21 protein-coding genes and 1 tRNA gene are annotated in these 24,069 nt (G+C 61.7%); 13 read left to right on the top strand and 9 right to left on the bottom strand.

Annotation, left to right across the window (positions count from 1 at the left end; translation table 11 throughout):
- Positions 1 to 195 precede the first annotated feature (195 nt).
- Genes thrB through argS form a run of 5 tightly spaced genes read right to left on the bottom strand, consistent with a single transcriptional unit; the run spans position 196 to position 6,760 of the window.
- Positions 196 to 1,170: a homoserine kinase gene (thrB, locus tag ACIQF4_RS02575; RefSeq protein ID WP_400514199.1), complete on the bottom strand. Its 975-nt coding sequence runs from the start codon at positions 1,168 to 1,170 to the stop codon at positions 196 to 198.
- Positions 1,171 to 1,172: 2 nt separating this feature from the next.
- On the bottom strand, positions 1,173 to 2,279 hold the full coding sequence (thrC, locus tag ACIQF4_RS02570) for a threonine synthase (RefSeq protein ID WP_400514197.1): 1,107 nt from the start codon (positions 2,277 to 2,279) through the stop codon (positions 1,173 to 1,175).
- Positions 2,280 to 3,608 carry a homoserine dehydrogenase gene (locus ACIQF4_RS02565; protein ID WP_400514196.1) on the bottom strand — a complete coding sequence of 443 codons (1,329 nt, stop codon included), beginning with the start codon at positions 3,606 to 3,608 and terminating at the stop codon, positions 2,280 to 2,282.
- On the bottom strand, positions 3,609 to 5,090 hold the full coding sequence (gene lysA / locus ACIQF4_RS02560) for a diaminopimelate decarboxylase (protein WP_400514194.1): 1,482 nt from the start codon (positions 5,088 to 5,090) through the stop codon (positions 3,609 to 3,611). It abuts the gene before it with no gap.
- 5 nt (positions 5,091 to 5,095) lie between these two features.
- The gene (argS, locus tag ACIQF4_RS02555) at positions 5,096 to 6,760 is read right to left on the bottom strand and encodes an arginine--tRNA ligase (RefSeq protein WP_400514192.1); all 1,665 of its coding nucleotides are present in this window, start codon (positions 6,758 to 6,760) and stop codon (positions 5,096 to 5,098) included.
- A gap of 179 nt (positions 6,761 to 6,939) precedes the next feature.
- Between argS and ACIQF4_RS02550 the strand changes: the two genes are divergently transcribed.
- The 5 genes from ACIQF4_RS02550 to ACIQF4_RS02530 all read left to right on the top strand — a co-directional run bounded on the left by ACIQF4_RS02550 (position 6,940) and on the right by ACIQF4_RS02530 (position 13,278).
- Positions 6,940 to 7,413, top strand: coding sequence for a hypothetical protein (locus ACIQF4_RS02550; protein WP_400514190.1), 474 nt, complete (start codon positions 6,940 to 6,942; stop codon positions 7,411 to 7,413).
- A 3-nt stretch (positions 7,414 to 7,416) separates the two neighbouring features.
- The gene (locus ACIQF4_RS02545; RefSeq protein ID WP_400514188.1) at positions 7,417 to 8,286 is read left to right on the top strand and encodes an FAD:protein FMN transferase; all 870 of its coding nucleotides are present in this window, start codon (positions 7,417 to 7,419) and stop codon (positions 8,284 to 8,286) included.
- On the top strand, positions 8,283 to 9,827 hold the full coding sequence (locus ACIQF4_RS02540; protein WP_400514186.1) for a ferredoxin--NADP reductase: 1,545 nt from the start codon (positions 8,283 to 8,285) through the stop codon (positions 9,825 to 9,827). The genes ACIQF4_RS02545 and ACIQF4_RS02540 overlap by 4 nt, the downstream gene beginning before the upstream one ends.
- Positions 9,828 to 9,933: 106 nt before the next feature.
- Positions 9,934 to 10,006 (top strand) — tRNA-Arg (locus ACIQF4_RS02535).
- A 230-nt stretch (positions 10,007 to 10,236) separates the two neighbouring features.
- The gene (locus ACIQF4_RS02530) at positions 10,237 to 13,278 is read left to right on the top strand and encodes an Eco57I restriction-modification methylase domain-containing protein (RefSeq protein ID WP_400514184.1); all 3,042 of its coding nucleotides are present in this window, start codon (positions 10,237 to 10,239) and stop codon (positions 13,276 to 13,278) included.
- On the opposite strand, the gene ACIQF4_RS02525 is transcribed toward ACIQF4_RS02530, so the two are convergent.
- The gene (locus ACIQF4_RS02525; RefSeq protein ID WP_400514181.1) at positions 13,265 to 13,945 is read right to left on the bottom strand and encodes a recombinase family protein; all 681 of its coding nucleotides are present in this window, start codon (positions 13,943 to 13,945) and stop codon (positions 13,265 to 13,267) included. The two genes, ACIQF4_RS02530 and ACIQF4_RS02525, sit on opposite strands and share 14 nt — an antisense overlap.
- A 102-nt stretch (positions 13,946 to 14,047) precedes the next feature.
- On the opposite strand from ACIQF4_RS02525, the gene ACIQF4_RS02520 reads away from it, so the two are divergent.
- Positions 14,048 to 14,683 (top strand): hypothetical protein, encoded by a 636-nt coding sequence (locus ACIQF4_RS02520; RefSeq protein ID WP_400514179.1) that lies wholly within the window; start codon positions 14,048 to 14,050, stop codon positions 14,681 to 14,683.
- Between the two features lie 205 nt (positions 14,684 to 14,888).
- Positions 14,889 to 15,782 (top strand): hypothetical protein, encoded by an 894-nt coding sequence (locus tag ACIQF4_RS02515; RefSeq protein ID WP_400514176.1) that lies wholly within the window; start codon positions 14,889 to 14,891, stop codon positions 15,780 to 15,782.
- Between the two features lie 267 nt (positions 15,783 to 16,049).
- On the opposite strand, the gene ACIQF4_RS02510 is transcribed toward ACIQF4_RS02515, so the two are convergent.
- Positions 16,050 to 16,190, bottom strand: a complete 141-nt coding sequence (locus ACIQF4_RS02510; protein ID WP_400514174.1) for a hypothetical protein — start codon at positions 16,188 to 16,190, stop codon at positions 16,050 to 16,052.
- A 429-nt stretch (positions 16,191 to 16,619) separates the two neighbouring features.
- Positions 16,620 to 16,931: an HNH endonuclease signature motif containing protein gene (locus tag ACIQF4_RS02505; protein WP_400514172.1), complete on the bottom strand. Its 312-nt coding sequence runs from the start codon at positions 16,929 to 16,931 to the stop codon at positions 16,620 to 16,622.
- Between the two features lie 1,418 nt (positions 16,932 to 18,349).
- Here ACIQF4_RS02505 and ACIQF4_RS02500 point away from each other — a divergent pair.
- From ACIQF4_RS02500 to ACIQF4_RS02480, 5 genes are all read left to right on the top strand, one after another.
- Positions 18,350 to 19,015 carry a hypothetical protein gene (locus ACIQF4_RS02500; protein ID WP_400514170.1) on the top strand — a complete coding sequence of 222 codons (666 nt, stop codon included), beginning with the start codon at positions 18,350 to 18,352 and terminating at the stop codon, positions 19,013 to 19,015.
- A gap of 203 nt (positions 19,016 to 19,218) precedes the next feature.
- Complete coding sequence (locus tag ACIQF4_RS02495; RefSeq protein ID WP_400514167.1) at positions 19,219 to 20,004, top strand: tyrosine-type recombinase/integrase; 786 nt, start codon at positions 19,219 to 19,221, stop codon at positions 20,002 to 20,004.
- A 428-nt stretch (positions 20,005 to 20,432) separates the two neighbouring features.
- Positions 20,433 to 21,203 carry a hypothetical protein gene (locus ACIQF4_RS02490; RefSeq protein WP_400514165.1) on the top strand — a complete coding sequence of 257 codons (771 nt, stop codon included), beginning with the start codon at positions 20,433 to 20,435 and terminating at the stop codon, positions 21,201 to 21,203.
- 85 nt (positions 21,204 to 21,288) lie between these two features.
- Positions 21,289 to 22,341 carry a M4 family metallopeptidase gene (locus tag ACIQF4_RS02485; protein WP_400514163.1) on the top strand — a complete coding sequence of 351 codons (1,053 nt, stop codon included), beginning with the start codon at positions 21,289 to 21,291 and terminating at the stop codon, positions 22,339 to 22,341.
- A 60-nt stretch (positions 22,342 to 22,401) separates the two neighbouring features.
- The gene (locus ACIQF4_RS02480) at positions 22,402 to 22,734 is read left to right on the top strand and encodes a protealysin inhibitor emfourin (protein WP_350001658.1); all 333 of its coding nucleotides are present in this window, start codon (positions 22,402 to 22,404) and stop codon (positions 22,732 to 22,734) included.
- A gap of 97 nt (positions 22,735 to 22,831) precedes the next feature.
- Here the strand turns inward: ACIQF4_RS02480 and ACIQF4_RS02475 are convergent, their stop codons facing one another.
- Positions 22,832 to 23,800: a GlxA family transcriptional regulator gene (locus ACIQF4_RS02475; RefSeq protein ID WP_400514159.1), complete on the bottom strand. Its 969-nt coding sequence runs from the start codon at positions 23,798 to 23,800 to the stop codon at positions 22,832 to 22,834.
- An 81-nt stretch (positions 23,801 to 23,881) separates the two neighbouring features.
- Between ACIQF4_RS02475 and ACIQF4_RS02470 the strand changes: the two genes are divergently transcribed.
- Entirely contained in the window at positions 23,882 to 24,049 is a 168-nt protein-coding gene (locus ACIQF4_RS02470; RefSeq protein ID WP_231455066.1) for a hypothetical protein, read from the top strand.
- Positions 24,050 to 24,069 lie beyond the last annotated feature (20 nt).

Below are 24,069 nucleotides of genomic sequence, written 5' to 3'. Positions count from 1 at the left end.
GGTTGGATTTCGGCCAGCAGGGCCGGATACTGATTCACCTTGCGCTCCGCCCATGACGGGACGCCGGACTGACGCTTCAGGGGCAGTTTAAGTGCTGCAGATTCCTGCGACAGACCTAGCAGGCGGCACCGGAATAGATTGCGCAGTAAGAGACCAGGCGGCAACTAAGTGCAATAGCAGATCAGATAGGCGGAATTACCGCCGGTGCAAGTCCACCTTAGCACCTTCGACGTCCACTGCCAGCTTCAGCACCCGCCAGGAGATATCCGGCGTGTTGGCCGCATTGAACTCCCCGATGAAAGCCACAGCGGCGGCGGCTTCGGCCTCACCGTTGGCAAGGACCAGCACCGTGGGCCCGGCACCCGAGACGACGGCGGCGTGGCCCGCGGCGCGCAGCGCACCGATAAGGGCCGCGCTGGGCCGCATTGCCTCGGCCCGGTAGCTCTGGTGCAGATAGTCCTCGGTGCCGGCCAGCAGGAACTCGGGCTTATGCGTCAGTGCGTGGATCAGGAGGGCTGCGCGGCCCGCGTTCATGGCAGCGGCGTGGTGGCCCACCGATGCCGGCAAGAGGGCGCGTGCCGCCTCCGTGGACAGTTCGAAGTCCGGGACCGCCACGACCGGGATGATCGAATCAACCACCGTGGCGCTGGTGCTGCTGTACTGGTCACTGTCCTGCCAGGACAGCGCCAGTCCGCCGAAAATGGCGGGTGCCACGTTGTCAGGGTGGCCTTCGATTTCACTGGTCAGCTGCAGGATCCAGTCCCGGCCCCGTCGGTGCGCCTCCGGCACCATGGCATTGGCCGCCGATACTGCCGCCACTACGGCGGAGGCGGACGAGCCGAGGCCGCGGCCGTGCGGGTTGACGTTGTCAGCGGTCACCTTCAGGCCGCCGTGGCGGAAACCGAGCCTTTCGAACGCCGCTTCCATGGCCCTGACGACCAGGTGGCTTGCATCCCGGGGCAGGGTTTCCGCGCCTTCGCCGCGAAGCTCGAACAGCAGCTCGTCCGCTTCCAGGCTCTCCACTGTCAGGGTGTCGTGCAGTGCCAGGGCCAAGCCCAGGCTGTCATAGCCCGGGCCCAGGTTGGCCGTGGTTGCCGGCACCCGGACGGTGACAATCTGGCCGGCCTCGATACGTTGCAGTCCGACGGCGGCCGGCGAAGTGGTTTCCAAGGCTATTTTTCTTCCAGTCCCAGTTCAGCAGCAACCGTGACCACGTCGTTGGGTACCTTGACCGGCTGTACGTCGCTGCCGTCCTCGGTGCGCAGGGCCCACTGGGGGTCCTTGAGCCCGTGGCCCGTGACGGTGATGACGATGGTCTTGCCGGAGGGGACTTCCCCGGCGGCGTGCTTCTTGAGGAGCCCTGCCACACCGGCGGCCGAGCCCGGCTCGACGAAGACTCCTTCGCGGGCGGACAACCAGCGGTGGGCGCTCAGGATTTCCTCATCCGTGACGGAGTCGATCAGCCCGCCGGACTCGTCGCGGGCGCCGATGGCACCGTCCCAGGAGGCGGGGTTGCCAATACGGATGGCCGTCGCGATGGTGTCAGGCTCGGTGATGGGATGGCCCGCGACGAACGGCGCCGCACCTGCCGCCTGGAAGCCCCACATCGCAGGGGTCCGGGTGGAGACTGCGGGAAGGGTGCCGGCCGTCTCGGACTCGAACGGAGCGGAGTACTCCTTGTAGCCCTTCCAGTACGCGGTGATGTTTCCGGCGTTGCCCACCGGCAGGACGTGGATGTCCGGAGCGTCGCCCAGGGCGTCGACGATTTCGAAGGCGCCGGTCTTCTGTCCCTGGATGCGGGCAGGGTTCACCGAGTTCACCAGGAACACCGGGTAGGACTCCCCCAGCTTCCGGGCGATGTCCAGGCAGTTGTCAAAGTTGCCGTCCACCTGGAGCAGCGTGGCGCCGTGCGCGATCGCCTGGCTGAGCTTACCCATGGAAATCTTGCCTTCGGGCACCAGGACGGCGCACTTCAGGCCGGCGGCCGTGGCGTAGGCAGCAGCGGAGGCGGAGGTGTTGCCCGTGGAGGCACAGACAACCGCTTTCGCGCCGGAGGCAACGGCTGCCGTCATGGCCATGGTCATGCCGCGGTCCTTGAAGGAACCGGTGGGGTTCATGCCCTCCACCTTGAGGTACACCTCGGAACCGGTGAGTTCCGAAAGCTTCTGCGCGTGCACCAGGGGGGTGCCGCCCTCGCCCAGGGTGATCACCCTGGTGGATTCCGTCACGGGCAGACGGTCAGCGTATTCGCGGATGACACCGCGCCATTGGTGAGCCACTTAGACTCCTTCTACCCGCAGAACGGATGTAACTGAGTTGATGACGTCCAGGCCCTTCACGGCCTGGACGGTGGCCGCAAGGGCAGCCTCTGACGCGCGGTGGGTGACAATCCGCAGTTCGGCGGATTCCACGTTGGACTCCGCATCACGGTGGATGGTCTGCCGCATGATCTCGATGGACACGCCATGCTCAGCGAAGAGCTGGGCAATCCGTGCCAGCACGCCGGGCTGGTCGGCGACGTCGAGCCCGATGTAGTAGCTGGTGACGGCCGCGTCGATCGGCAGCGCCGCAACCTGGCCGGTGGTCGTTTCCGTGCGGCCCGGGCCGCCGAGGACCAGGCTGCGCGCGGCCGAGACCAGATCGCCCAGGACGGCGGACGCCGTGGGAGTGCCGCCGGCTCCCTGGCCGTAGAACATCAGTTCGCCGGCGTTCTCGGCTTCGATGAACACTGCGTTGAAGGCGCCGTGGACGGCGGCCAGCGGGTGCTCGCGGGGAAGCAGCGTGGGGTGCACGCGCACGGAGACGCCCTCGCCGCCGCCTGCTTCTGTGTCTGCAACATTCAGCTTTTCCGCAATCGCCAGCAGCTTGATGACAAAGCCGGCGTCCTTGGCCGCGGCAATATCCGCCGCAGTGACGGCGGTGATTCCTTCGCAGTGGACGTTTTCCAGGGCAAACCGGGTGTGGAAGGAGAGCGAGGCAAGGATGGCGGCCTTCGCGGCGGCATCGTGGCCTTCGACGTCGGCAGTGGGGTCCGCCTCCGCGTAGCCGAGCCGCTGCGCTTCGGCGAGGGCGTCGGCGAACTGGGCTCCGGTGGTGTCCATCTGGTCAAGGATGAAGTTCGTGGTGCCGTTGACGATGCCCAGGACACGGGTGATGCGGTCGCCGGCGAGGCTGTCGCGGATGGGCCGCAGGATGGGAATGGCACCGGCGACGGCGGCCTCGTAGGAGAGCTGGACGCCTGCCTTGTCAGCCTCCTCGTGGAGGGTGGGGCCGTCCTGCGCCACAAGCGCCTTGTTGCCCGTGACAACGCAGGCACCGTTGCGGAGTGCGGAAAGGATCAGGGTGCGGGCGGGTTCGATGCCGCCCATCAGTTCGATGACCAGGTCCGCGTCCTTCACCAGCGTGTCGGCGTCGGTGGTGAAAAGGTCCTGCGGAAGGTCGACGTCGCGCTTGGCGTGGACATTGCGCACGGCGATGCCGCTCAGCTGCAGCTTCGCTCCCGCGCGGGCGGCAAGGGTGTCGGCGTCCTCGATGAGAATCCGCGCAACCTGGGCCCCAACGTTGCCACAGCCCAGCAGGGCCACTTTCAGGGTTCGCAATTCGGTCATTCAGACTCCCATGTCGCGGTTCAGCAGATCTTCTTCGGTTTCCCCGCGGACAATCAGCCGGGCAGATCCGTCGCGCACCGCGACAACGCCCGGCCGGGCCAGATAGTTGTAGTTGCTTGACAGGGCCCAGCAGTAGGCGCCGGTACCCGGTACAGCAAGCAGATCACCGGCTGCCACGTCCTCGGGCAGATATACATCTCTAACAACTATGTCGCCGCTCTCGCAATGTTTGCCCACCACGCGGGACAGCTGCGGGCCGGCGGCGGACGTGCGGGACGCCAGGATTGCGGAGTAATCCGCGTCGTACAGCACCGGGCGGGCGTTGTCGCTCATTCCGCCGTCCACCGAAACATAGCGCCGCGGATACGTAACGTTGTTGCCCGCGTCACTCGCGTCCGCGGCGGGCGCATCCACGCGGACGGTCTTGAGCGTTCCCACCTCATAGAGGGTGAAGGTGGTGCTGCCCACAATGGCGCGGCCGGGTTCGATGGAGATGCGGGGAGCGTCAATGCCCAGTTCAGCGCAGGTGGAACGCACGACGGCGGCCATAGCCTCCGCAATTTCCGATGCGGGACGGGGGGTGTCCACCGGCGTGTAGGCAATGCCGTAACCGCCGCCAAGATCCAGTTCCGGCAGGACGATGGAGTACTTTTCCTGCATGGCGGCGAGGAAGCGGAGGAGCTTCTGGGCGGCCAGGGCAAAACCGTCCGGCTCGAAGATCTGGGAGCCGATGTGGCAGTGCAGCCCCAGCAGTTCGATGCCCGGATGCGCCGACGCAGCCGCGACGGCCTCCTCGGCAGCCGACAGGCCGGCCTGTTCAGTGGTATCCGCGGCCATGGAAAGGCCGAACTTCTGGTCCTCGTGGGCAGTGGCGATGAACTCGTGGGTGTGGGCGTGCACGCCGGGCGTCAGCCGCAGCATGACCTTGGCCTGCTCGCCCCGGCGCTGTGCGATGTCGCCAACCCGGACCAGCTCGCCGAGGCTGTCCACCACAATCCTGCCCAGCTTCATGTCCAGCGCACGGTGGATCTCAAGGTCGGACTTGTTGTTGCCGTGCAGGGCGACGTCTGCGCCGGGAATGCCGGCCCTTGCCGCGACCGCGAGCTCACCACCGGAGGCAGTATCCAGCCGGAGGCCTTCTTCTTCAACCCAGCGCACCACAGCGGTGCACAGGAACGATTTGCCTGCGTAGTAGACGTCCACTCCCCCGCAAATATCGGCAAACGCATTGTTGAACGCGTCGCTAAAGGCGCGGGCGCGGGCGCGGAAATCGTTCTCGCTCATGACGAACAGCGGGGTTCCGTACTGCCGGTGGAGCTCGCTGACCGGAATGCCGCCCAGGGTGAGTTCGCCGGACTCGTTGCGGGCCGCGTCCTGTGCCCACATCTTGGGCTCAAGGGCATTCAGGTCCGCGGGGACAGACAACCATTCGGGTGCCAGCGGGGATGCCTGGCCCGCGAAATCCTCGTTCTGCGGTGACATGGGGATCACATCCGTTCCGGCGCCGAAACGCCCAGCAGGTCCAGGCCATTGGCCAGCACCTGGCTCGTGGCGTCGTTGAGCCACAGGCGCGTGCGGTTGACGTCGGTCACGGCTTCGTCCCCCATGGGAGCAATACGGCAGGCGTCATACCAGCGGTGGTAGGCACCGGCAATGACTTCAAGGTGCCGGGCCACCCGGTGCGGCTCGCGCAGTTCGGCGGCTTTGGCCACGATCGAGGGGTAGCTGCCCAGGTAGGAAAGCAGCTCATTCTCTGTGGCGTGGTCCAGCAGGGAAGCGTCAAAGGAGTCCGTGCCGTCCACCTGGCGTTCCACACCGGCGGCCACGGCGTTCCGGGCGGCGCCCCGGGAGCGGGCGTGGGCGTACTGGACGTAGAACACCGGGTTTTCGTTGCTGTGCTTCTTCAGCAGCTCCGGGTCGAGGGTCAGCGGCGAATCCGCAGGGAACCGGGCCAGGGAGTAGCGGACAGCGTCCTTCCCGAGCCAGTCGATCAGGTCCTTGAGCTCGATGATGTTGCCGGCGCGCTTGGACAGCTTGGCCCCGTTGACAGAGACAAGCTGGCCGATCAGCACTTCGATATGGACTTCGGGATCGTCGCCGGCGGCGGCCGCAATGGCCTTGAGCCGGTTGATGTACCCGTGGTGGTCCGCACCCAGCAGGTAGATTTTCTCGGTAAATCCCCGGTCCTTCTTGGACAGGTAGTAGGCGGCGTCCGCGGCGAAGTAGGTGGGTTCGCCGTTGGCGCGGATCATCACCCTGTCCTTGTCGTCGCCAAAGTCCGTGGTCCGCAGCCAGACCGCACCGCCGTCGTCGAACACGTGGCCCTGCTCGCGCAGCCGCGCCACGGCACTTTCGATGGCACCGGCGTCGTGCAGTTCCTGCTCGGAGAAGAAGACGTCAAACTCCACGCCGAAGTCCGCGAGGGTGGCCTTGATGTCCTTCATCTGCGCCTTGTAGGCCGCGGCGCGGATGACCGGGAGGGCAGCCACTTCGGTCAGTTCGCGGATGCCGGGGTGCTCGGTGAGGACCTCATGGCCGAGGTCGGCAATGTATTGGCCGGGGTAGCCGCCGTCGGGCACGGGCAGGCCGTGGAGCCGGTTGTAAACGGAGTGGGCGAACACGTTCATCTGGGTGCCGGCGTCGTTGATGTAGTACTCAGCGGTGACCTCGGCACCGGAAGCGCGCAGGACGCGGGCGATCGAATCGCCCAAGGCTGCCCAGCGGGTGTGTCCAATATGCAGGGGCCCGGTGGGGTTGGCGGAAACGAACTCCATGTTCACCGTGTGGCCGGCGAGCGCCGAGTTGGTGCCGTACTGCTTTCCGGCTTCCACAATCGCCTTGGCGAGGGCGCCGGCAGCGGCGGCGTCCACGGTGATGTTCAGGAACCCCGGCCCGGCGATATCCACCGCGGAAACGCCGTCGATGGATTTCAGCCGCGCGCTGAGGATCGTGGCGAATTCCCGGGGGTTGGTGCCCGCCTGTTTGGCCAGCTGAAGGGCGATATTGGTGGCCCAGTCTCCGTGGTCCCTGTTCTTTGGCCGCTCCACGCGCACCTCATCAGGCACGGCTGATGCAGGAAGGGCGATGTCGCCGGCGGCGACGGCTTCCTTCAGGCAGGCGGATATGGCGAGGGAGAGTTCTTCGGGAGTCACCCCTCTAGCCTACCGGGGGCCCAGTAACAGCAAGTAATTCAGGCGTTTTTGATGCACCGGGGATCCACAGGAAACAGGGAATGCGGGTACAGGTTGAACCAATACGCTGGGTTCGGCGTTGACAACACGTAACCACCTGGCATTTCCACACCGAGTCCACCGACGAAACGAGAACCCCGATGAGGCCCGCAGTCCGTAAAAGTGTTTATGCCGGGATCGCCGGCCTGTCCCTGGCCGGAACGGTAGCCGCCTGCGCCCCTTCTGCCGGGGACTCCTCCCCCGCACCCGCAGCCACCGGAAGCAGCAACACCGGAAGCGCTCCAGCACCCGGCGCGTCAACCCCGGCCGGCAGCGGAGCGGACTACAAAGACGGCACCTACAGCGCGGATGGGACGTACGTCTCACCCAACGGCACCGAAACTGTGGGCGTGGAACTGACCCTGGCATCCGGGACCGTCACGGACGTGCAGATCACGCAGCACCCCTCCAACCCGAACACCCGCAAGTTCCAGGGCGAGTTCGCCGGTGGGATCGCGGGGCAGGTGGTAGGCAAGAGCATTGATCAGCTCAATGTTTCCAAGGTTGCCGGCTCCTCCCTCACCAGTGGCGGCTTCAACCAGGCCGTGGAGCAGATCAAGTCGGAAGCGCGATAGAACGTGCCGGTCGGCTGGGAGGATTTTGCGTTTGAGGGGATCGGAACGCGCTGGGAAATATCAACGCCGCAGCCGCTCGATTCCGCCCTCCGCGCGCGCCTGCTGGCCCTGGTGGAACGGTTCGACGCCGACTGGTCCCGGTTCCGGGCGGATTCCCTTGTCAGCGCCATGGCCAGGGAACCCGGAAAGTATGAGTTTGCCGCGGAGGCGCAGGCGCTGGGGCAGCTGTACCGGAACCTTTATGAGGCCACCGGCGGGGCCATGACGCCGCTCATCGGACCCAGCCTGGAGCGCCTGGGGTACGACGCGAATTACTCCCTTCGCCCCTCGGGCTCCGCACTGCCGGCGCCGGCCTGGGACGGGGTGCTGGAGTGGGCCGGCAGCACCCTCACCACCTCGGCTCCCGTTGTGCTGGACGTCGGGGCCGCCGGCAAGGGCCTGCTGGTGGATCTACTGGCTGCCCAGCTTGAGGAGGCCGGGCTCGAGGCGTACGCCGTTGATGGCAGCGGAGACCTGCTGGCGAAGGGTCCGGAACCCGTTGCCGTGGCGCTGGAACACCCGTACAACACAACGCAGGCCATTGGGGTGGTGCAACTGGCGGACCGTGCTCTGTGCGCCTCTGCGGCCAACCGGCGCGCCTGGGGCGACGGCCTGCACCACGTCCTGGACGGGAGGACCGGCCGGCCCGTCAGGACGGCCGTGGCCACGTGGGCACTGGCCGGCACCACCATGCTGGCCGATGCCCTGGCAACAGCGCTCTTCTTTGTACCCGGCACTGAACTCCAACGGTCCTTCGACTTCTCCTGGCTCACCGTTTTCTCGGACGGAAGCGCCGCCCATTCAGCAGAGTTTGAGGGGACACTGTTCACATGAGCCCTGTGGAAACGCCGAAAGCGCCGCCGGGCGCCGCCTTGGGTGCCCGGCTGGACACCGCACTGGGCCGGTTCACCATGTACCGGCTGGTCCTCCTTGTCCTCGCGGTCCTGGCTGTATACAGCCTGGTCCTCGATGCCCTTGGTTGGCTGACGTTCGGTATTCCCGAAATGCTGGCGCACCTGGTGCTGTGCCTCGGCCTGACATACGCCTCAAACAGGGCGCTGGCGCCGCTGTTCCGGGTCCGGCCGCACTCTGAGTCCTCGCTCATCACGGGCCTGCTGCTGTACTTCCTGTTCTGGCCCTCGTTCGCGCCGCTGGACGTGGCAGGCGTGGCCCTGGCCTGCGTCCTGGCGTCGGCATCGAAGTATGCGCTCGCGTGGCGCGGCCGGCACATCTTCAACGCCGCCGCGGCGGGAGCTTTCGTGGCCGGGCTCACCGGGCTCAATATTGCAACCTGGTGGGCCGCCACTCCTGCGATGCTGTGGGTGCTGGTGCCCGGTGTTCTCCTGGTCCTGCACAGAACACGGAAGTTCCTGATGGCGTCCGTCTTCGTTGCTGTGGCAACTGCCATCATCACGGCGGAACTGCTGCAGGCCGGGATGTCCGTGGGCATGGCACTGTGGCAATCCCTGGCCCAGCGGCCGCTGCTGTTTTTTGTTGGCTTCATGCTCACCGAACCACTCACCCTGCCGCCACGGAGGCGACAGCAGCTGGCACTTGCCGCCGTAGTGGGCGTGGTGTTCGCAGTCCCCTACAACTTCGGTTTCCTGGCCAATTCGCCGGAGGCAGCGCTGCTGCTGGGCAATGCGATCGCGTTCCTGATGGGGCAGCGGGGCAGGGTGGCCCTTCGCCTGACCGGGACCAGGCCCTTGACGCGCAGCACCACGGAGTTCAGTTTCGAGCCGTCCCGGCCCGTGCGCTTCGTGCCGGGGCAGTACATGGAACTGGACCTTCCGCATGCAAAATCGGACGGCAAGGGACGACGCCGGGTGTTCAGCCTGACGGGTTCACCCAGTGAACGCGTGGTCAAGTTCGGCGTGCGGACCGCGGAGCCCCTGTCCGCAGCCAAGAAGGTCCTCCTGTCGCTGAAGCCGGGGGATGAAGTGACGGCCACGGCGGTTGGAGGTGATTTTGTCCTTCCCCGCGATCCACGCAAGCGTGTCCTGCTGATTGCCGCCGGGATCGGCATCACGCCCTACCTTTCACACTTGGCGTCCGGTGGATTGCGGGACCGGGATGCGGTGCTGCTCCTGCTGGCGAGGAGCGCGGAGGAGGTTGCCTATGCCGAGGAGCTGCAGGCGGCAGGTATCCGCGTCCTGGTCCGCGTGGCGGACGGTTCCGTGCCGCCCCCGGGCCTGGCCACCGCGTCCTGGGATGGCACGCGGGTGGATGGTGAGGCCATCCGCGCCCTGGTCCCCGACGTCGCTGACCGTGAGGTGTACATCTCGGGTTCCCCTGCCAGCGTGGCCTCACTGAGGCGGGCTGCAAAAGAGGCCGGGGCAAGAAAAGTCCACGTTGATTCCTTCTCGGGCTACTGACTTTCCACCGTTCGGCTCCTCCTGGCGCAGTGCCGATTTTCCCTTGCGGGCCACCTTGCTGCTAAGCTCTAGGACGTCCCGCCGGCAACGGCAGGAACCCCGGATTGCCCTCGTAGCTCAGGGGATAGAGCGTCTGCCTCCGGAGCAGAAGGTCGTAGGTTCGAATCCTATCGAGGGCACAGAGAAAAACCCCTAGATTCCAACGGAATCCGGGGGTTTTTTCTGTCTTCCTTGACATGACACCGTCCCTATGCGTTCCTGCTGTTTCCCACGCTATCCGGATCTCTATGTCACTTTTTCGTCACCTCCCAGCTCCGACAATTCCTTGTCGTAGGATCAGGTGTTGTTGAACGAACTAAACGTTCGACGGCTGCAGCAAATTGGTGCAGGACCACAAGGGGGATGCTACTTGGCACAGTTGTTCGGACGTCATCAGGTCAATGAGTTGGCGCAAAGGATCAGCAACGATGCCATCCAGGGACATCTCACGATTGTGCAAGCCTGGTGGGACGACTACAACAGCGGTTCCCTGAAGCGCGACAAGGAAACCAGCCGCGAGCAGCAATACAACAACGATTTCTTCAAGCAGATTTTGGGCTATGTCGAGAAGCCAGCCCTGCCGTACACCCTCGAGCCAAAAGCGTCGACCCAAGGTGGGCAGCTCCCGGACCTCGTCTTGGGATACGCCGACGATGCAACAGCCATGACCAATGTTGCTGCGGTGGTGGAACTCAAGGGCGCTTCCGTTGATCTAGATCGGCCTCAGCAACGAGCTGGAAACCTCACCCCTGTACAGCAGGGATTCAAGTACAAGCCGCTTTACCCGCGCTGCCCATTCGTCGTGGTATCAAACTTCTATGAATTTCGGCTTTATCACGATAACCAGCTCGACTTCGAACGTTGGACTCTGGATCAGCTACTTGACCCCTCAAACGACTACAGCAACTTCAAGACTTGGTATTTGCTTCTGAAGCAACCCAGCCTGACTGCAGTCAGTGGCCCTTCCGCGACCGAACTCCTACTGTCGGACATCAGGACAGAGCAGGAGACCATAGGACGGAAATTTTACGCACAGTACAGCACCGCCCGCCTTGAGCTGCTCCGTGATCTATACCGCCGGAATGCGGTCGTGCGTGATGACATCGACCTCGGTATCGAGAAGGCCCAAAAGATAATTGATCGGCTGGTGTTCGCTTGCTTTGCGGAAGATAAGGGCCTGCTTCCCGACAACAGCGTGGAACGCTTGGTCAAGGTGGCGGACTCAAGCTTCAGCTCGTTGTGGTCGAATCTTCAAGGGTTCTTCGAGGCCATCGATAAGGGCAGTGACAAACTGGGGATTCCCTCGGGGTACAACGGCGGCCTTTTCCGCCGGGACGAAGTCTTGTCCTCCCTCGATGTCGGCGAAGAAGCGCTGAAGGGGCTCCTTGCGCTTAGCAAGTACAACTTCAATGAAGACCTCAGCGTAACGGTGCTCGGACACATCTTTGAGCAGTCTATTTCCGACCTCCAGATCATCCGAGAGAAGGTGGCGGAGAGCAAGGACCTCGAGCTCGAGGAAGTTTCGAGGCGCAAAAAGGATGGCATTTTCTACACGCCAGACTACGTAGTTCGGCATATCGTCGACACGACTCTCGGGTCATACCTACGAGAGGCCGAGGACTCCTTTCGTAGAGACGAGAACCTGCACGCCGACATCAACGAAGCCAACTACCTAAAACGAGAGCAGAAGGCCTACACGCGGTATCAAGAGTTCCTGCAAAATGTTCGAGTCGTTGACCCGGCCTGCGGATCCGGAGCTTTCCTAGTTCACGTCTTTGACTACCTCATGGCGGAAAATCAACGTGTAGGTGCAGTACTTGGCAACTTGTTTTCAACCGACGATTACGTGCGACTAATCCTGAAGAACAACATCTACGGCGTCGACCTCAACGGCGAGTCGGTGGAAATAACCCAACTCAGCCTGTGGCTCAAGTCCGCCAAAAAGGGCGAGAAACTAACGTCCTTGGAGAAGAACATACGGGTCGGCAACAGCCTCATTAGTGACTCGCAGGTTGACCCAGCCAGTGCTTTTTCTTGGACGTCCTCATTTCCGGACATCATGGAAGCAGGAGGGTTCGACGTCGTGGTCGGTAACCCTCCCTATGGTGCCCAAGTGCCAGAACTCCAGAAGACGCACCTTGCAGACCTTTATGAGACTTACGAATACCAGTTCAACTCATACTCCCTCTTCTATGAACGCGGCATGCATCTCCTCAAGCCTGGCGGCATGCTTGGTTTCATCACGCCCGCAACCTTCACCTACCAGCACTTCTTCCGCAATCTAAGGGCGTTCCTGCAGAAGTATGAGCACCGCGCCATCACCAAATACACGTATGAGGTGTTTGGTGACGCGGACGTCGGAGACAGCGTTGCCTGGACCATGCGCAACAGTCCAAACAGTCGGCAACCTCTTCGTGTAGCAGTAGTTGAATCACCTGCCATACAAACTCCTTTGTTCACTGAGCGTGACTACGCCGAGACTGTTGCTGCCGATGGCTCCTATAGCTTGGGTACCAGCGGATTGGACCTGAAGCGGATCTCAAAGAAGGCCCAACCCTTGGGCGAGTTGGCTGACGTCATCGTGGGAGTGAAGCCTTACCAGACAGGCAAGGGGGTGCCTAAGCAAACGAAGGAAGACGTCGTGACCAAGCCTTTTACTTCGTTCACTCAGCTCACGGCCGAATACCTACCTTGCATGATTGGAAGAGACTTCCACCGGTATCGTCTGACGCGACGGCCCACCATGTATTTGAAGTACGGAAAGTGGCTTGCGGAGCCGCGCGAGTCAGCCCCTTTCTTTGCTTCCAAGAAGATAGTCATTCGCCAGACGGCGGACTCTCTAATCGGGTACTTGGACACAGCTCAGCGGATCAACCTGAACAATGTCTACAACATCGCGCCGAAGGACTCGACCCTGCAGGCCGAGTATCTCCTGGCGCTTATCAACAGTCCTGTCCTTAATTACATCTATCAAGGAATCTCGCAAGAGCAAGGCCGAACCTTTGCCGAAGTGAAGAGGGTTTATCTCGCTAAGCTGCCCATCATCGTTGCGGACGATGTAGACCAAAAGCACATAGCAGGCTTGGTCAGCGAGCTGCTGGAAACGCATCAGTTTGTGTTGGAGCAGACGGAGTCCTTGCGCTCCCTCCTCAAGGCAAAGTACGGGTCTGATGCATGGGCCAGTGCTTTAGATTCATGGTGGGAGCTCGACTTTTCGCGCTTCAGCAAGGGTATTGGAGTGAAGCTGAATCTGACAGAAATGCAGGAACTCCTACCAGTGTTTGAGTCCTCCAAGCAATTGGTCAGCCAAGCCAGCCTCAGGGCTCGGACACTTCAAGCGGACGTTGACCGCTTAGTCGCAGAAATCTATGGGCTAACGGAGGCAGAACTGGCCTTGGTTACGGGGACGTAGCTGGTTGCCCAGCGGTGTAGGTGCCTAGAGCTGTACGGGAATTGAGGACACTGCGTATGGTCGAAGCATGCCACGCTGAACCGCCGTGGGCAGTTGGGATGCCTTCGGCCTCCAGTTCTGAAGCAATAGCTCGCAGGCTCATACCACTGCTCTTCATAGTTGCAATACGGTGTACTAGCTCTTCGGTGAGTTCACGTTTCCGCCCTAGGTGCTTACCCTCTAGTCGGCGTTGCGCCATACCTGCCCGCGTCCTGTCCCCAATGAGCCGCCGCTCATACTGAGCGACGCTAACCTGCACGTTGGCCATAAATTCCCCCTGGGAAGTGGTGGTGTCAATGTCCATCTCGGGCATCACCAGTGCCCAACCTTGCTTACGGGCCGTTTCCATCAAACCGGCGAAGTCAGCGACGTTTCTTGACAGGCGATCAATGCGGATCGCCATGAGATAGCGGGCCTTTCCTGCCTGGAGCAGCCTCAGGGCTTCCGCTATTCCCTTCCTGTTTAGGCTCTTGCCTGACGCTTGCTCGCGAATAACGTGAATATCCCAATTTCTACGCGCAGCTTCTGCCGCCAGTACGGCAACTTGTGAGGCTAGAGACGCCCCCTGTTTGGCCTGCTCCTCAGTGGAAACACGAGCGTAAACGATAGCTACGTTGTCTTCAGTCATGCACGAAGCGTACACAAAGCGTGCCCTTTGTGTACACCCCACACACTGATGCTTGGTATCCTGCGGCGACAGATACTCTCGTTGTACTAGGAGACCTAAACAATGGATGCCATTTCAAACGGCCTAGGAAACGGCATCAACTCCACATTGCCGCTGCTCATTCTCTCTACGGTAGCCCTAATGGTGCTAAGGACGCTTCTGGACTTCGTGGCGAACCGTAAGGAAGAGACTTGGCGAGAGGAAATCGAACAGAATGAAAACCGTGTTGCAGAAGAGCTGACCAAGACTGATCAAACAGATTTTGGGACGCTTTGGGTAGCTACTCAAAAGAGGATCGGTTACTACCACCGCATAGCCACTTCCCAGGCACGCAACAGTTTCATTAGCTCACAGTTGGCAATTGTGGCCGGCTTCATCCTTTTAGTGGTGTTCGGCATAATCGCTGCCCAAGCCACGACTGCTGTGGGGGCTATCTCAGCCGGTGCTGTGGGAGTTGTAGGAGCTGCCTTGAGTGCCTACATCGGAGCCACTTTTATGAAAGCGCAGTCAGAAGCGTCTGCTCAGCTCCGGGAATTCTTCAATCAACCAGTGGAGTTCGCTCGCTTGCTGGGTGCAGAACGCCTGATTGAAAGTATGGACGAACAGCACAAGTCAGAGACTGTGCGACAACTGGTTATGTCCATCATGCCTTCAAGCCCCCTTAGCACCTCTGAGAAGAAGGAACCCACCTCCTCCTGAAATAGGCGGCGACCTACAAGGGCATGACCTGCTGCTAGCAGGAATCCGAGTCCCCTTCACCCACCCACCCCCTGGGGGGGGGACCCCTTGGAGGCCAATCGTCATCCCCGGTGGTAGTTAGCTCCTTCAATCTTGTACGGGTTAGAAGGTTTCAGGCCAGCGCGTCTCACCAGTACGTTCATCAGCAAAGTGGCAGGCTGGGTACATGAACTTTTGGTGGGCCACCCAAACCTCCAACTACCCAGAGGCAATCGCCGCTGGCACTTTATGGACATGTCCTCGTGCCTACGGCCAGCCGCTCAAGGAATCTCGCCGGCTCATTAAGGAACTGCGGAGTGGAGACATCGTCTTTCATTACCAGAAAGGCTATCTGAGGGCCGTTAGCACTGTCCTCGAGGAGTGGCGCAACTTTCCACGCCCGCCTGAATACACCCGACGACCTGGGGAAGGCGACGACGGATGGCTGGTTACAGTCGAACCTCTCGTCACCAACTTAGCCCTGAGCTTTCACAGGGTGGGTGAACTAATCCGCAAGGGCGCAAGCGGCCCTCTTGGGGCGAACGGTATTCCTGCGCAGAAGTACTTGTCACCGTTGTCGGATGAGGAAGGCAAGGGACTACTGAGCGAGTTGAACGTGGCACCACCAGAAGAAGATGGCAGCTTACTCGGCAGACCTGGTGATTCTTGGGACGGTGGCGAAACCGACGGAGAGGCATTGAACAAGATTCGTCTTGAGCAGTCGGCTCTGCGCCGCAAACTCCTGCGGGGTCGGGCAGTCGCTAGCTGCTCATTGTGCGGCAATACCTTCCCGTCACGCTTACTGATCGCTGGGCACATAAAGCCCAGAAGCAAGTGCACCGAGGACGAACGTAGGGACTATCGCTCAGCGATGCTTATATGCAACCTTGGCTGCGACGCGTTGTTCGAATGGGGCTACATAGTTGTAAACGAGGAAGGCCTGATCAGCGCCAGTCTGAGGGCGGAAACAAAGGAACTACAAGCCGCCGTAACGGCTCTGATTGGCAGAAAGTGCACAGCTTATGACCGCAACACCGCCGGTAAGTTTGCCGACCACGCTCGTCTTGTGTCTTTGAGATGACGACCATGGCAGGATGCAGCCGAACTACGAGATTTTTAGCTGGTGGCACACATATTCGAGGACTTTTAACCTCTCGTTACCACCACAGCGTTGACATGAAAAACCCCGCCTCCACCAGGAAGCGGGGTTTCTCGGTTAGGAACTACAGGTCGCGATGCCACGACCCTGTAAGAACGTTATACGTCTCGGTGTAGGGCTGCGTATTGCCTTTGCCGCCCCAGTAGAAGCGCTCTTCGCCGTCGAACGGCTCTTCCTGCTTCCGGCCCCTCACTTCTTGCCCTTGCCCTTCTGGGACAGGGCACTCGCTGCCGCAGTCTTCGAGGCGGCGCTCGTGCGTCCGTCCTTCAGAACCTTGCTGGCTGCGGATGCTGCCTTGGAACTTGTCTGCTTCGAGTTCTTCGATGCCATGGTTTACTACTTTCCCAAGCAGCGCTGCATAACACACCGGGACCGACACGCGGATTCGTTTGAATCCGTTTACAAAATCCCTGTAGGGTACTTCTATATCTCGCCAGATATTCAAAGACCCTCAGTTGCGCAGCTAGACGCTCCCAGTTGCACTGTGCAGCTGAGGTTCTTGCTTGCTCTCTAAGTCTACCGGGCAGTATCGACATTAACCCGCCCCAAAGAACAAGCATGTAATTCCCCGCTCCCCTAACTCGCACATTGCAGTAAATAATCCACAAGCGCCAGCGTGTCAATCCCTTGTTTTTTCGGGCTTTGTGACTACGCTGACCACAGCCTGTGGATAAGTTAGTCACATTTAGAGCCCAGCGTGTCGTGAACATCACGGCGTGTCGCACTGCTGTGGACAAGTCCCCCCTATGCGGACTTGTCCTAAGAGACAAGTGCCGGCGCGAACTCCAAGTTCGACGGGAGCACCATCGAACCCAGCGTATAGGGCAAATCGAACATGATTCCGAAGAAAGCTTCGCTAAGGCTGCGGTGGATATTCGGACCGACCCATTCATAGTCGCCACCGGCTTCCAGCAACAACCGCCGCCGCTCGCTAGTGATGTCCTCGTGCTCTTCAGGAGTAACGGGTTGGAGATGACCGGGTCGAACACAGCATGGATTCACGCACAGATGGTCCAAATGCATTGCTAGGGGTATGGGTCCTACGAGATGCATCCACATCCACCGATGCACCAGAACGCCTTTTTGGAAGTTGACATCAGTCTTCCCGTACTGGTCCCGGTTGACGCGCCCGGTCCACTCCCAGCATCCGTTCCGGCCCGCACGGAGCTTGCCACCCAGGCGGACCTCGATCGCCCTCAGAGCTTCCGGTTGGAGCTGTTTGTACAGCTCATATTGGTGTAGTGAACAACGTCCCGGTGCTATGACAGCATTAGAGCATGCGTCCTGACTGCACTGAGGCTCTGGCTGGGGGTTATGCGAAAGGTAATCCCGCAGGTGCTTACTGCAGAGCTGTAGGCGTCTCCACCGCTTGTGGCACCCACGGCGCTGGCACTTCTTCTCCTGCGCCTTAGTAGCCAAGCCGAGCCTCCCTACGCCGGAGATTACTCTCCCGTTCCAACTGATTCTTCAACTGTGCGAACTGCGCTGTATGCAATGGCCTCCTGCGTCCCGTAAATGCCATTGCTTCAAGGTGAGCCGCGAGTTGAGCCAAGTGGCTTTCGTCAGCTGGCAGCTTTGTCCAAGTGCAGTCCCGCTCCGCGCTTGATGCGTCGACGAACGGGGGCACCAAGGACGCCAAAACCAAGAGCCACCACTCAACCGTTCTTTTCCTGGTGGTGAGGCCAGATATGGCGACCACCTCGTCCAAAGTCAGCGGCATCATAGGGAGCCTGCAATACAGGAGCCACGGGGAACGTAGGTCACTTCTACGGAAGGCGTCGGGAATGATGCCGTCAGCACTCTTCCTTGGGTCAATTAGCGCCATGCCAGTTTGAGCAGCGTCATCGACTGGCCAGCCATCGGCTGGAACGGCAATCCAGTGCGCTGACGCACCTGCACGGGCCGTCCGCACGCGCCGCGCCAATCCCGCCGACGCCAATCTGGAAAGTGACTTCTGTACGGTTTTCCGGCTAATTCCGGAGAGCTCGTAAAACTGCCTGGTAGATAGAGAACAATGCCCTACAGTCCATGTCAGCCTCCGAAGCTCATCGAGTACAACGACGTCCGTGGAGTTCAACGCCCGCGCTGTCATCGCGCTACCCTCTGCTGGCGAACCCAGTTGTTTAGGTCATCGACGTGATAGCGGCAATGACCTCCGAATTTGTGGAACCGGGGTCCGCTATCGCGTCCTGACTGAGCCAGCCACTTTTCCGAAACGTTCAACACGGAAGCGGTCTGCCTCCGGGTGAGGAACAGACACTCCATCCCACTCGCGGGACTCTGCCCTTCTTTGGCAACAGCCAAAGCATTGGTGGTATTCATTCCTTCTCCTAAAATAAATACAGGCCGTTAGGCAACAGCCCTGTGTTGTCATGAGCAAACAAGAGGCCGCCCCTCGGCGGCCTCCTAAAACCTACAGCACAGGACCGGAGGCACGCAACCTGTTTAAACATGGTCGGTGGCAGAAACCCTGTGTTACGCTCGCTCTTATGAAAGATAACGAGCTCCCACCGCTCCCCAGTGGCGTCAAGTATCTAGGCGACCCCGAATCCCCTCCCGCCGTTGAGACCACCGAGGTGGACGACCAGCCGGTACAGATAATCCACGCCTCCTACCGGGTGCATGGATACTTAGTCGAACTCAGCTGGATGGTCGGGCATCCAATGGGTGGCTTTAGTGGCCCGAACAAGATGGAAATCGACTTCGAGTCCTTCAGCTATGGAACCGCTGAAGGGGACGAGATCAATGAGTTTTCAAAAGTGTTCGAAGGGGTCACTTCATCGGTGTTGCGCTCAGTTCCAATTCGGCACGCTCAGGCGTTGATGCGCGGACTACACGAGCGCCTGTCCCTCCAAGACGTAGAGCAACGCATAACACCGCTTCCCTCCCGAGTGGAGTCCGAAAAGGACTATGTTCATATCTCAGCGGCGTATGTGGACCTCGTGAAGAGCCACTCGGTACAGCCGATACAGCGACTCTCAGAGTGGACTGGCGAAAGCGTGGACACTTGGTTTGCACGCCTTCGCAGGGCCCGGACACGAGGCATCCTTGTTGGCAAGGGTCATGAAGCCAGCATCGCCCCTAAATACTGGCCTGTGGTGGATGAAATTCGCGCATCACTGCGCGAGGCGCGGGAGGCAGCCAATGGCAATTAATCGGCTATCCAGCGGCGTCAAGCGCTGGGAAGTGGACTACACAACCGCTGACAGGAAGCGCAAGCGAAAACGCTTCTCGACGAAGAAGGAAGCTGAAGCATTTCAGGCTGAGACTCTCCAGGCGGTACGGCGAGAACTACATTTTCCCCAGGTGGGGCGACACGGTTCTGTCCAACGTCAGGTATGAGGCCGTTTCGGATTGGATGACGACGTTGCGCGGGATGGACGGCCAAGCTGCCGGTGCGCGGACACGGCAACTCGTCGGGACCATCTTTGGTCGTCTGCTTGGATACGCAGTCAAGAAGCGACTTCTAGCCCACAACCCCGCCAAAGACGCTCTTGGGGGCGCGGACTATATCCCCGATGCAAAACGTCTGAAAAAGCACACATACCTTGCCATGCCGCAACTCGTCGCGATTGCAAAAGAGGCTGGGAGCTATGACCTAATGGTGATGCTTGCAGGAACGTGCGGACTCCGGTGGGGGGAAATCACTGCGCTGACCGTGTCAAGCGTGACACTAGGCGACCGACCCACAATCGACGTCGTCCGAGCCTACAGCGAGGTTTCCGGGAGGCTGATCTTGGGCACGACTAAGGGAGGGGAAGAGAGGCAGGTCCCAATCCCCCATTTAATCGCCTCTCGTCTGGCTGCGGCAATGGAGGGGAAGAACCCCGAGGAGCGGATATTCAGTTCGACGCGGGGCGCTCCCCTACGCAACAGCAAGTTCGCATCGACCGTGTACAAGCCTGCCATCGACCGTGCGTCTGCCGGAGACGACAACTTTCCTAGGCCCACTTGGCACGACCTTCGGCATACAGCCGTCAGCTTGGCTATTAGCGCCGGTGCAAATGTGAAGGTGGTGCAGCGGATAGCAGGTCATGCCAGCGCCACGCTTACCCTGGACACCTATGCGGGCCTCTTCGACGAAGACCTACACGATAGCGCCGCACGCCTGAATTCGCGGCTGGAGGGGCTCGGCTGGTCGTGACATCTCTTGCCGTAAAGGAGCAAGATGTCACTTTTCTGTCACCCCTCGGCCTTGGAGGCCATACGATTCGCGGAAGTAGGTTCTTCCTCCGGAGCAGAAGGTCGTAGGTTCGAATCCTATCGAGGGCACCACCGAGAACCGCCAGGAATCAGTGATTCCTGGCGGTTTTCTGCATTCCAGCGGTTTCTGCAGGTGAATAATGCCCACGCTTGTGACTCCTCCGTGCGGGAACTATTGGCTTTGGCCGTCGATTAAACCTTTCAGGAGCGCCCCCGCACCACCGCCGGAGCGCTGCCACCGAACGAAAGGCGCGTCATCGCAGGCAGGAACGCCGTGACCAGCACAAGAGCTCCCGGGCCGGCCCTGCCCCTGGTGCTGCCCGGTCGCAACAACCCCGAGGTCATGTTGCGGCTTATCGTTGTGGTCCCGTGCTGAGCCGCGGCGGGACCCGGGACAGACGGCACGGCCCGCTTCGGCTGCTTCCACGCTTCCTCCTGTTCGGGCTGCTCGCCACAGCGCTGGCGCTCCTCATGTCCGCGCTGCCCAGCGGTTTGCGCATCGGGGACGGACCGCTGCGATGGGGCCCGGAGTGCACCGTCGAAACCCCGGAAGGGAGCGTCGGCCTCGATCGGGATGAGGCGCAGCGGGCCACCACGGCCGTCGCGCTCCTGGCCCGCGGGGTGGAGGCCCCGGACACCTCCGGCATCGACAGTGCGGCGTTGCAGCAGCTGGCCGCCGGCCCTTCCGAAGACGCAGGCCCTTCCCTCTCCTGCCGGGGCTCGGCCGCCAGCGGCCTGGGCGAACAGCAGCTGACCGCTACGGGCCTGACACCCCGTGCCGGGCGGTTGCGCGCAGCCATGACGGAGGTATTTGGCGCCCAAAGCCTGGGCGGGTTCGCCCCGGGCGGCGTTGGCCAGGGGCACGGAGCTGACTCGACGCACTATGACGGCAGGGCGATCGATGTCTTCTTCCGCCCGGTGACCGAGGAAAACCGGCGTGCGGGCTGGGTGCTGGCCCACTGGCTGGTTGCCCACGCCGAGGCGCTGGATATCCAGTACGTCATCTTTGACGACCGCTTCTGGAGCGTGCACAGTTCCCGCGGGCAATGGCAGGCGTACCGTGCACCTGAGCCCCGCAACGAGATCCTTCGCCACCTCGACCACGTCCACGTGGATGTGCTGGCCGGCGGGTCCGGCTAGGGGGCAGGCCGGCAATGCCGGGAGCCTGCCGAGGATTGTCGGTGCCTCCTCGTAGTCTGAATCCACCAAGTTGAGGGGGTACGCCATGCACGGTCCGTTCTGTTCCATCATCCCGCCCTACATGCTGAGGAGGCTTGCCAGGCAGGGTGCGCCGGAGTTTTCGTCCGCGGCCAGGGCAGCCAAGGAAGCTTTAGGCCATGTTGAATCGTTCCGTTCAGCACGGGCCAAGTCCGCGCCCGGCGCGCCGGCAGGCGTCCGCCAGGCCAAGCCCGGACCACCGGACCGGAGCATCTTCGACGCAAACAGCTCGGAGCTTCTCCCCGGCACGCTGGTGCGCAAGGAAGGCGAGGCACCTGTCGGCGACCCTGCGGCTGACGAAGCCTTTGACGGGCTTGGCCACACGCACCGGCTCTACGCCGACGTGTTCGGACGCAATTCCATTGACGGTCGCGGGCTGCCCCTGAACGCCACGGTCCACTTCGGCCGGCTCTACGACAACGCCTTTTGGGACGGGAAGCAGATGGTCTTCGGGGACGGGGACGGTGAGGTCTTTGAACGGTTTACCAAGTCCCTGAGCGTCATCGGGCACGAGCTCGCCCACGGCGTTACCCAGCATTCAGCTGCGCTCGTGTACCGGAACCAGGCTGGTGCCCTCAATGAATCCATGTCCGATGTCTTCGGCGCGCTGGTGGAACAGTACGTCAAGAACCAGTCCGCCGCTGACGCCAGCTGGCTTATTGGCGAGGGCATCTTCACTCCTGAAGTGGAAGGCCGCGCCTTACGCTCCCTGAAGGCCCCCGGAACGGCGTACGACGACGACGTGCTGGGGAAGGATCCACAGCCGGACTCGATGGACACCTACGTAAGGACCAGCGCGGACAACGGCGGTGTCCACATCAATTCCGGCATCCCCAACCGCGCCTTCTACCTGGTGGCGGAGTCTCTCGGCGGAAACGCCTGGGACTCCCCCGGGCGCATCTGGTACGAGACACTCACCGGCGGATCGCTTCCGCCGGCCGCCACCTTCAGGGTCTTCGCCCGCGCCACGGTTGAATCAGCCGTAGAGCTCTTCGGTTCCGGATCACCGGAGCATGACGCCGTACAGCTGGCGTGGGAAACTGTGAAGGTCAAGCTCTAACAAACGCCCGGCTGGCGCAGTTTGGCCGCCGGGCTGCAGGGGAAGCCCAAGGACCAGGCCATGAAGATCAGCGTTGAGCGCACCGGAGGAATCGCCGCGATACCCCGGGTGTGGACTGTGGAAGCCCGCTCCGAGACCGCTATCAGCCAGTGGCAGCCCATCGTGGAAGCCTGCCCATGGGATTCGGTGCCCAGGACGCCCAGGGCTGCGGCAGAGAAGTTTGCTGGGCACCAGCCGGACCGGTTCCTCTACTCCATCCGGGCTGGCCAGCACCGGGCCGCGCTTCCGGAGCAGGCCGTGACCGGGCCGTGGCGCGTGCTGGTGGACAGCACCCGGGAAGCCGCCGAGGCCTCCCGGGTCCAGCGGCGGCAGGACGGCGCGTCCCCCGGCTGAGTGCGCGGAAAGCCCGGCTGGGTAAACGAAAGCCCCGCTGGGTGCGCAGAAAGCTCCGCTGCAGCTTCAGCCGGAACACGCTCCGGCCAGGCAGTAGCTACCCCGCCTCAGCCAGTTGGCCGCGGAAGGCCCTGCGGTATGACTGCGGACTGGTGTCCAGGACCTTGGCGAAGTGGTGGCGCAACAGGACAGGATGCCCGAAACCTGACTCCCTGGCGATCTCGTCGATGTTCAAGTCAGTGGATTCAAGGAGCTCCTGGGCGCGGAGTACACGCTGCGAGTTGAGCCAGGCGGCAGGGGTGGCTCCGGTCTCCGACCTGAACCGCCTTGCAAAGGTCCTCGGAGACATGTGGACCCGTGACGCCAGTTCATTCACAGTGTGCTCGTGCTCGAGGTTTTCCACCATCCAGCGCAGCAGTTTTTCCATGGGGGCTGAACCGCAGGTGGGCATGGGCCGGTCGATAAACTGCGCCTGGCCGCCGTCGCGGTGCGGAGGAACCACCATGTCCCTGGCGATCGCGGCAGCCACGTGCGCGCCCAGTTCCACGCGCACCAGGTGGAGGCATGCATCGATCCCTGCGGCGGTGCCGGCGGAGGAGATGATGTTGCCGTCCTGGACGTACAGGACGTTCTCGTCAACCTTCACGAGCGGATACTCGGCGGCCAGCTGGCCCGAATAGTGCCAGTGGGTGGTGCAGCGGCGCCCGTCGAGCAGGCCGGCACGGGCCAGCGCAAAAGCGCCGGAGCAGATGGACATGACCCAGGCACCCCGGGCATCGGCAGCGCGGAGCGCCTCCAAAACCTGTTCGGGCAGCTCCTCGTCCCTGCCATAGGGTGCCATGATGACCAGGTCCGCATCCTGTGTGGCTTCGAGCCCCAGGCCCAGGTTCATGGAGAGCCCCGACTTCAACGGCACGTTTCCGGGGTAAGCGGTGCACACGCGGAAATCGAAAGCCGGAACGCCGCTCCCCCTGGCCGATCTGTCGATGCCGAACACTTCGCATGCGGTCCCGAATTCGAACATCGAGAAGTTGGGAACCACGATGACTGCCACTGATTTGAGCATGCCACCATTGTGGCAGTAATTTTAGCTTTTTGGGCATTTCTGCCACTTTTTTCAGCGTGGCACCAGGAGAAGCATGGAGGTATGGAAATCCTCATAACCGCCCTCCTCATCGTGATCCTCCTCGTTATCGCCGCCACCCTTTCAGCACTCCTGCGTGACGGAAGGGGACATACGCCTCCGGTCGAATCCCACGAGGCATGGTCCGCCCTGGACCTTCCCAGCATCAACTACACGCTTCGCGTCTTCTAACCACCCCCCGATCCGGAAAC

Origin of the sequence: Pseudarthrobacter sp. NPDC092202 (assembly GCF_044755505.1) — a bacterium.
Lineage (GTDB): Bacteria > Actinomycetota > Actinomycetes > Actinomycetales > Micrococcaceae > Arthrobacter.
Note: the sequence above shows the minus strand (reverse complement) of the source record. Positions and strands in the feature narration are given on the sequence as shown.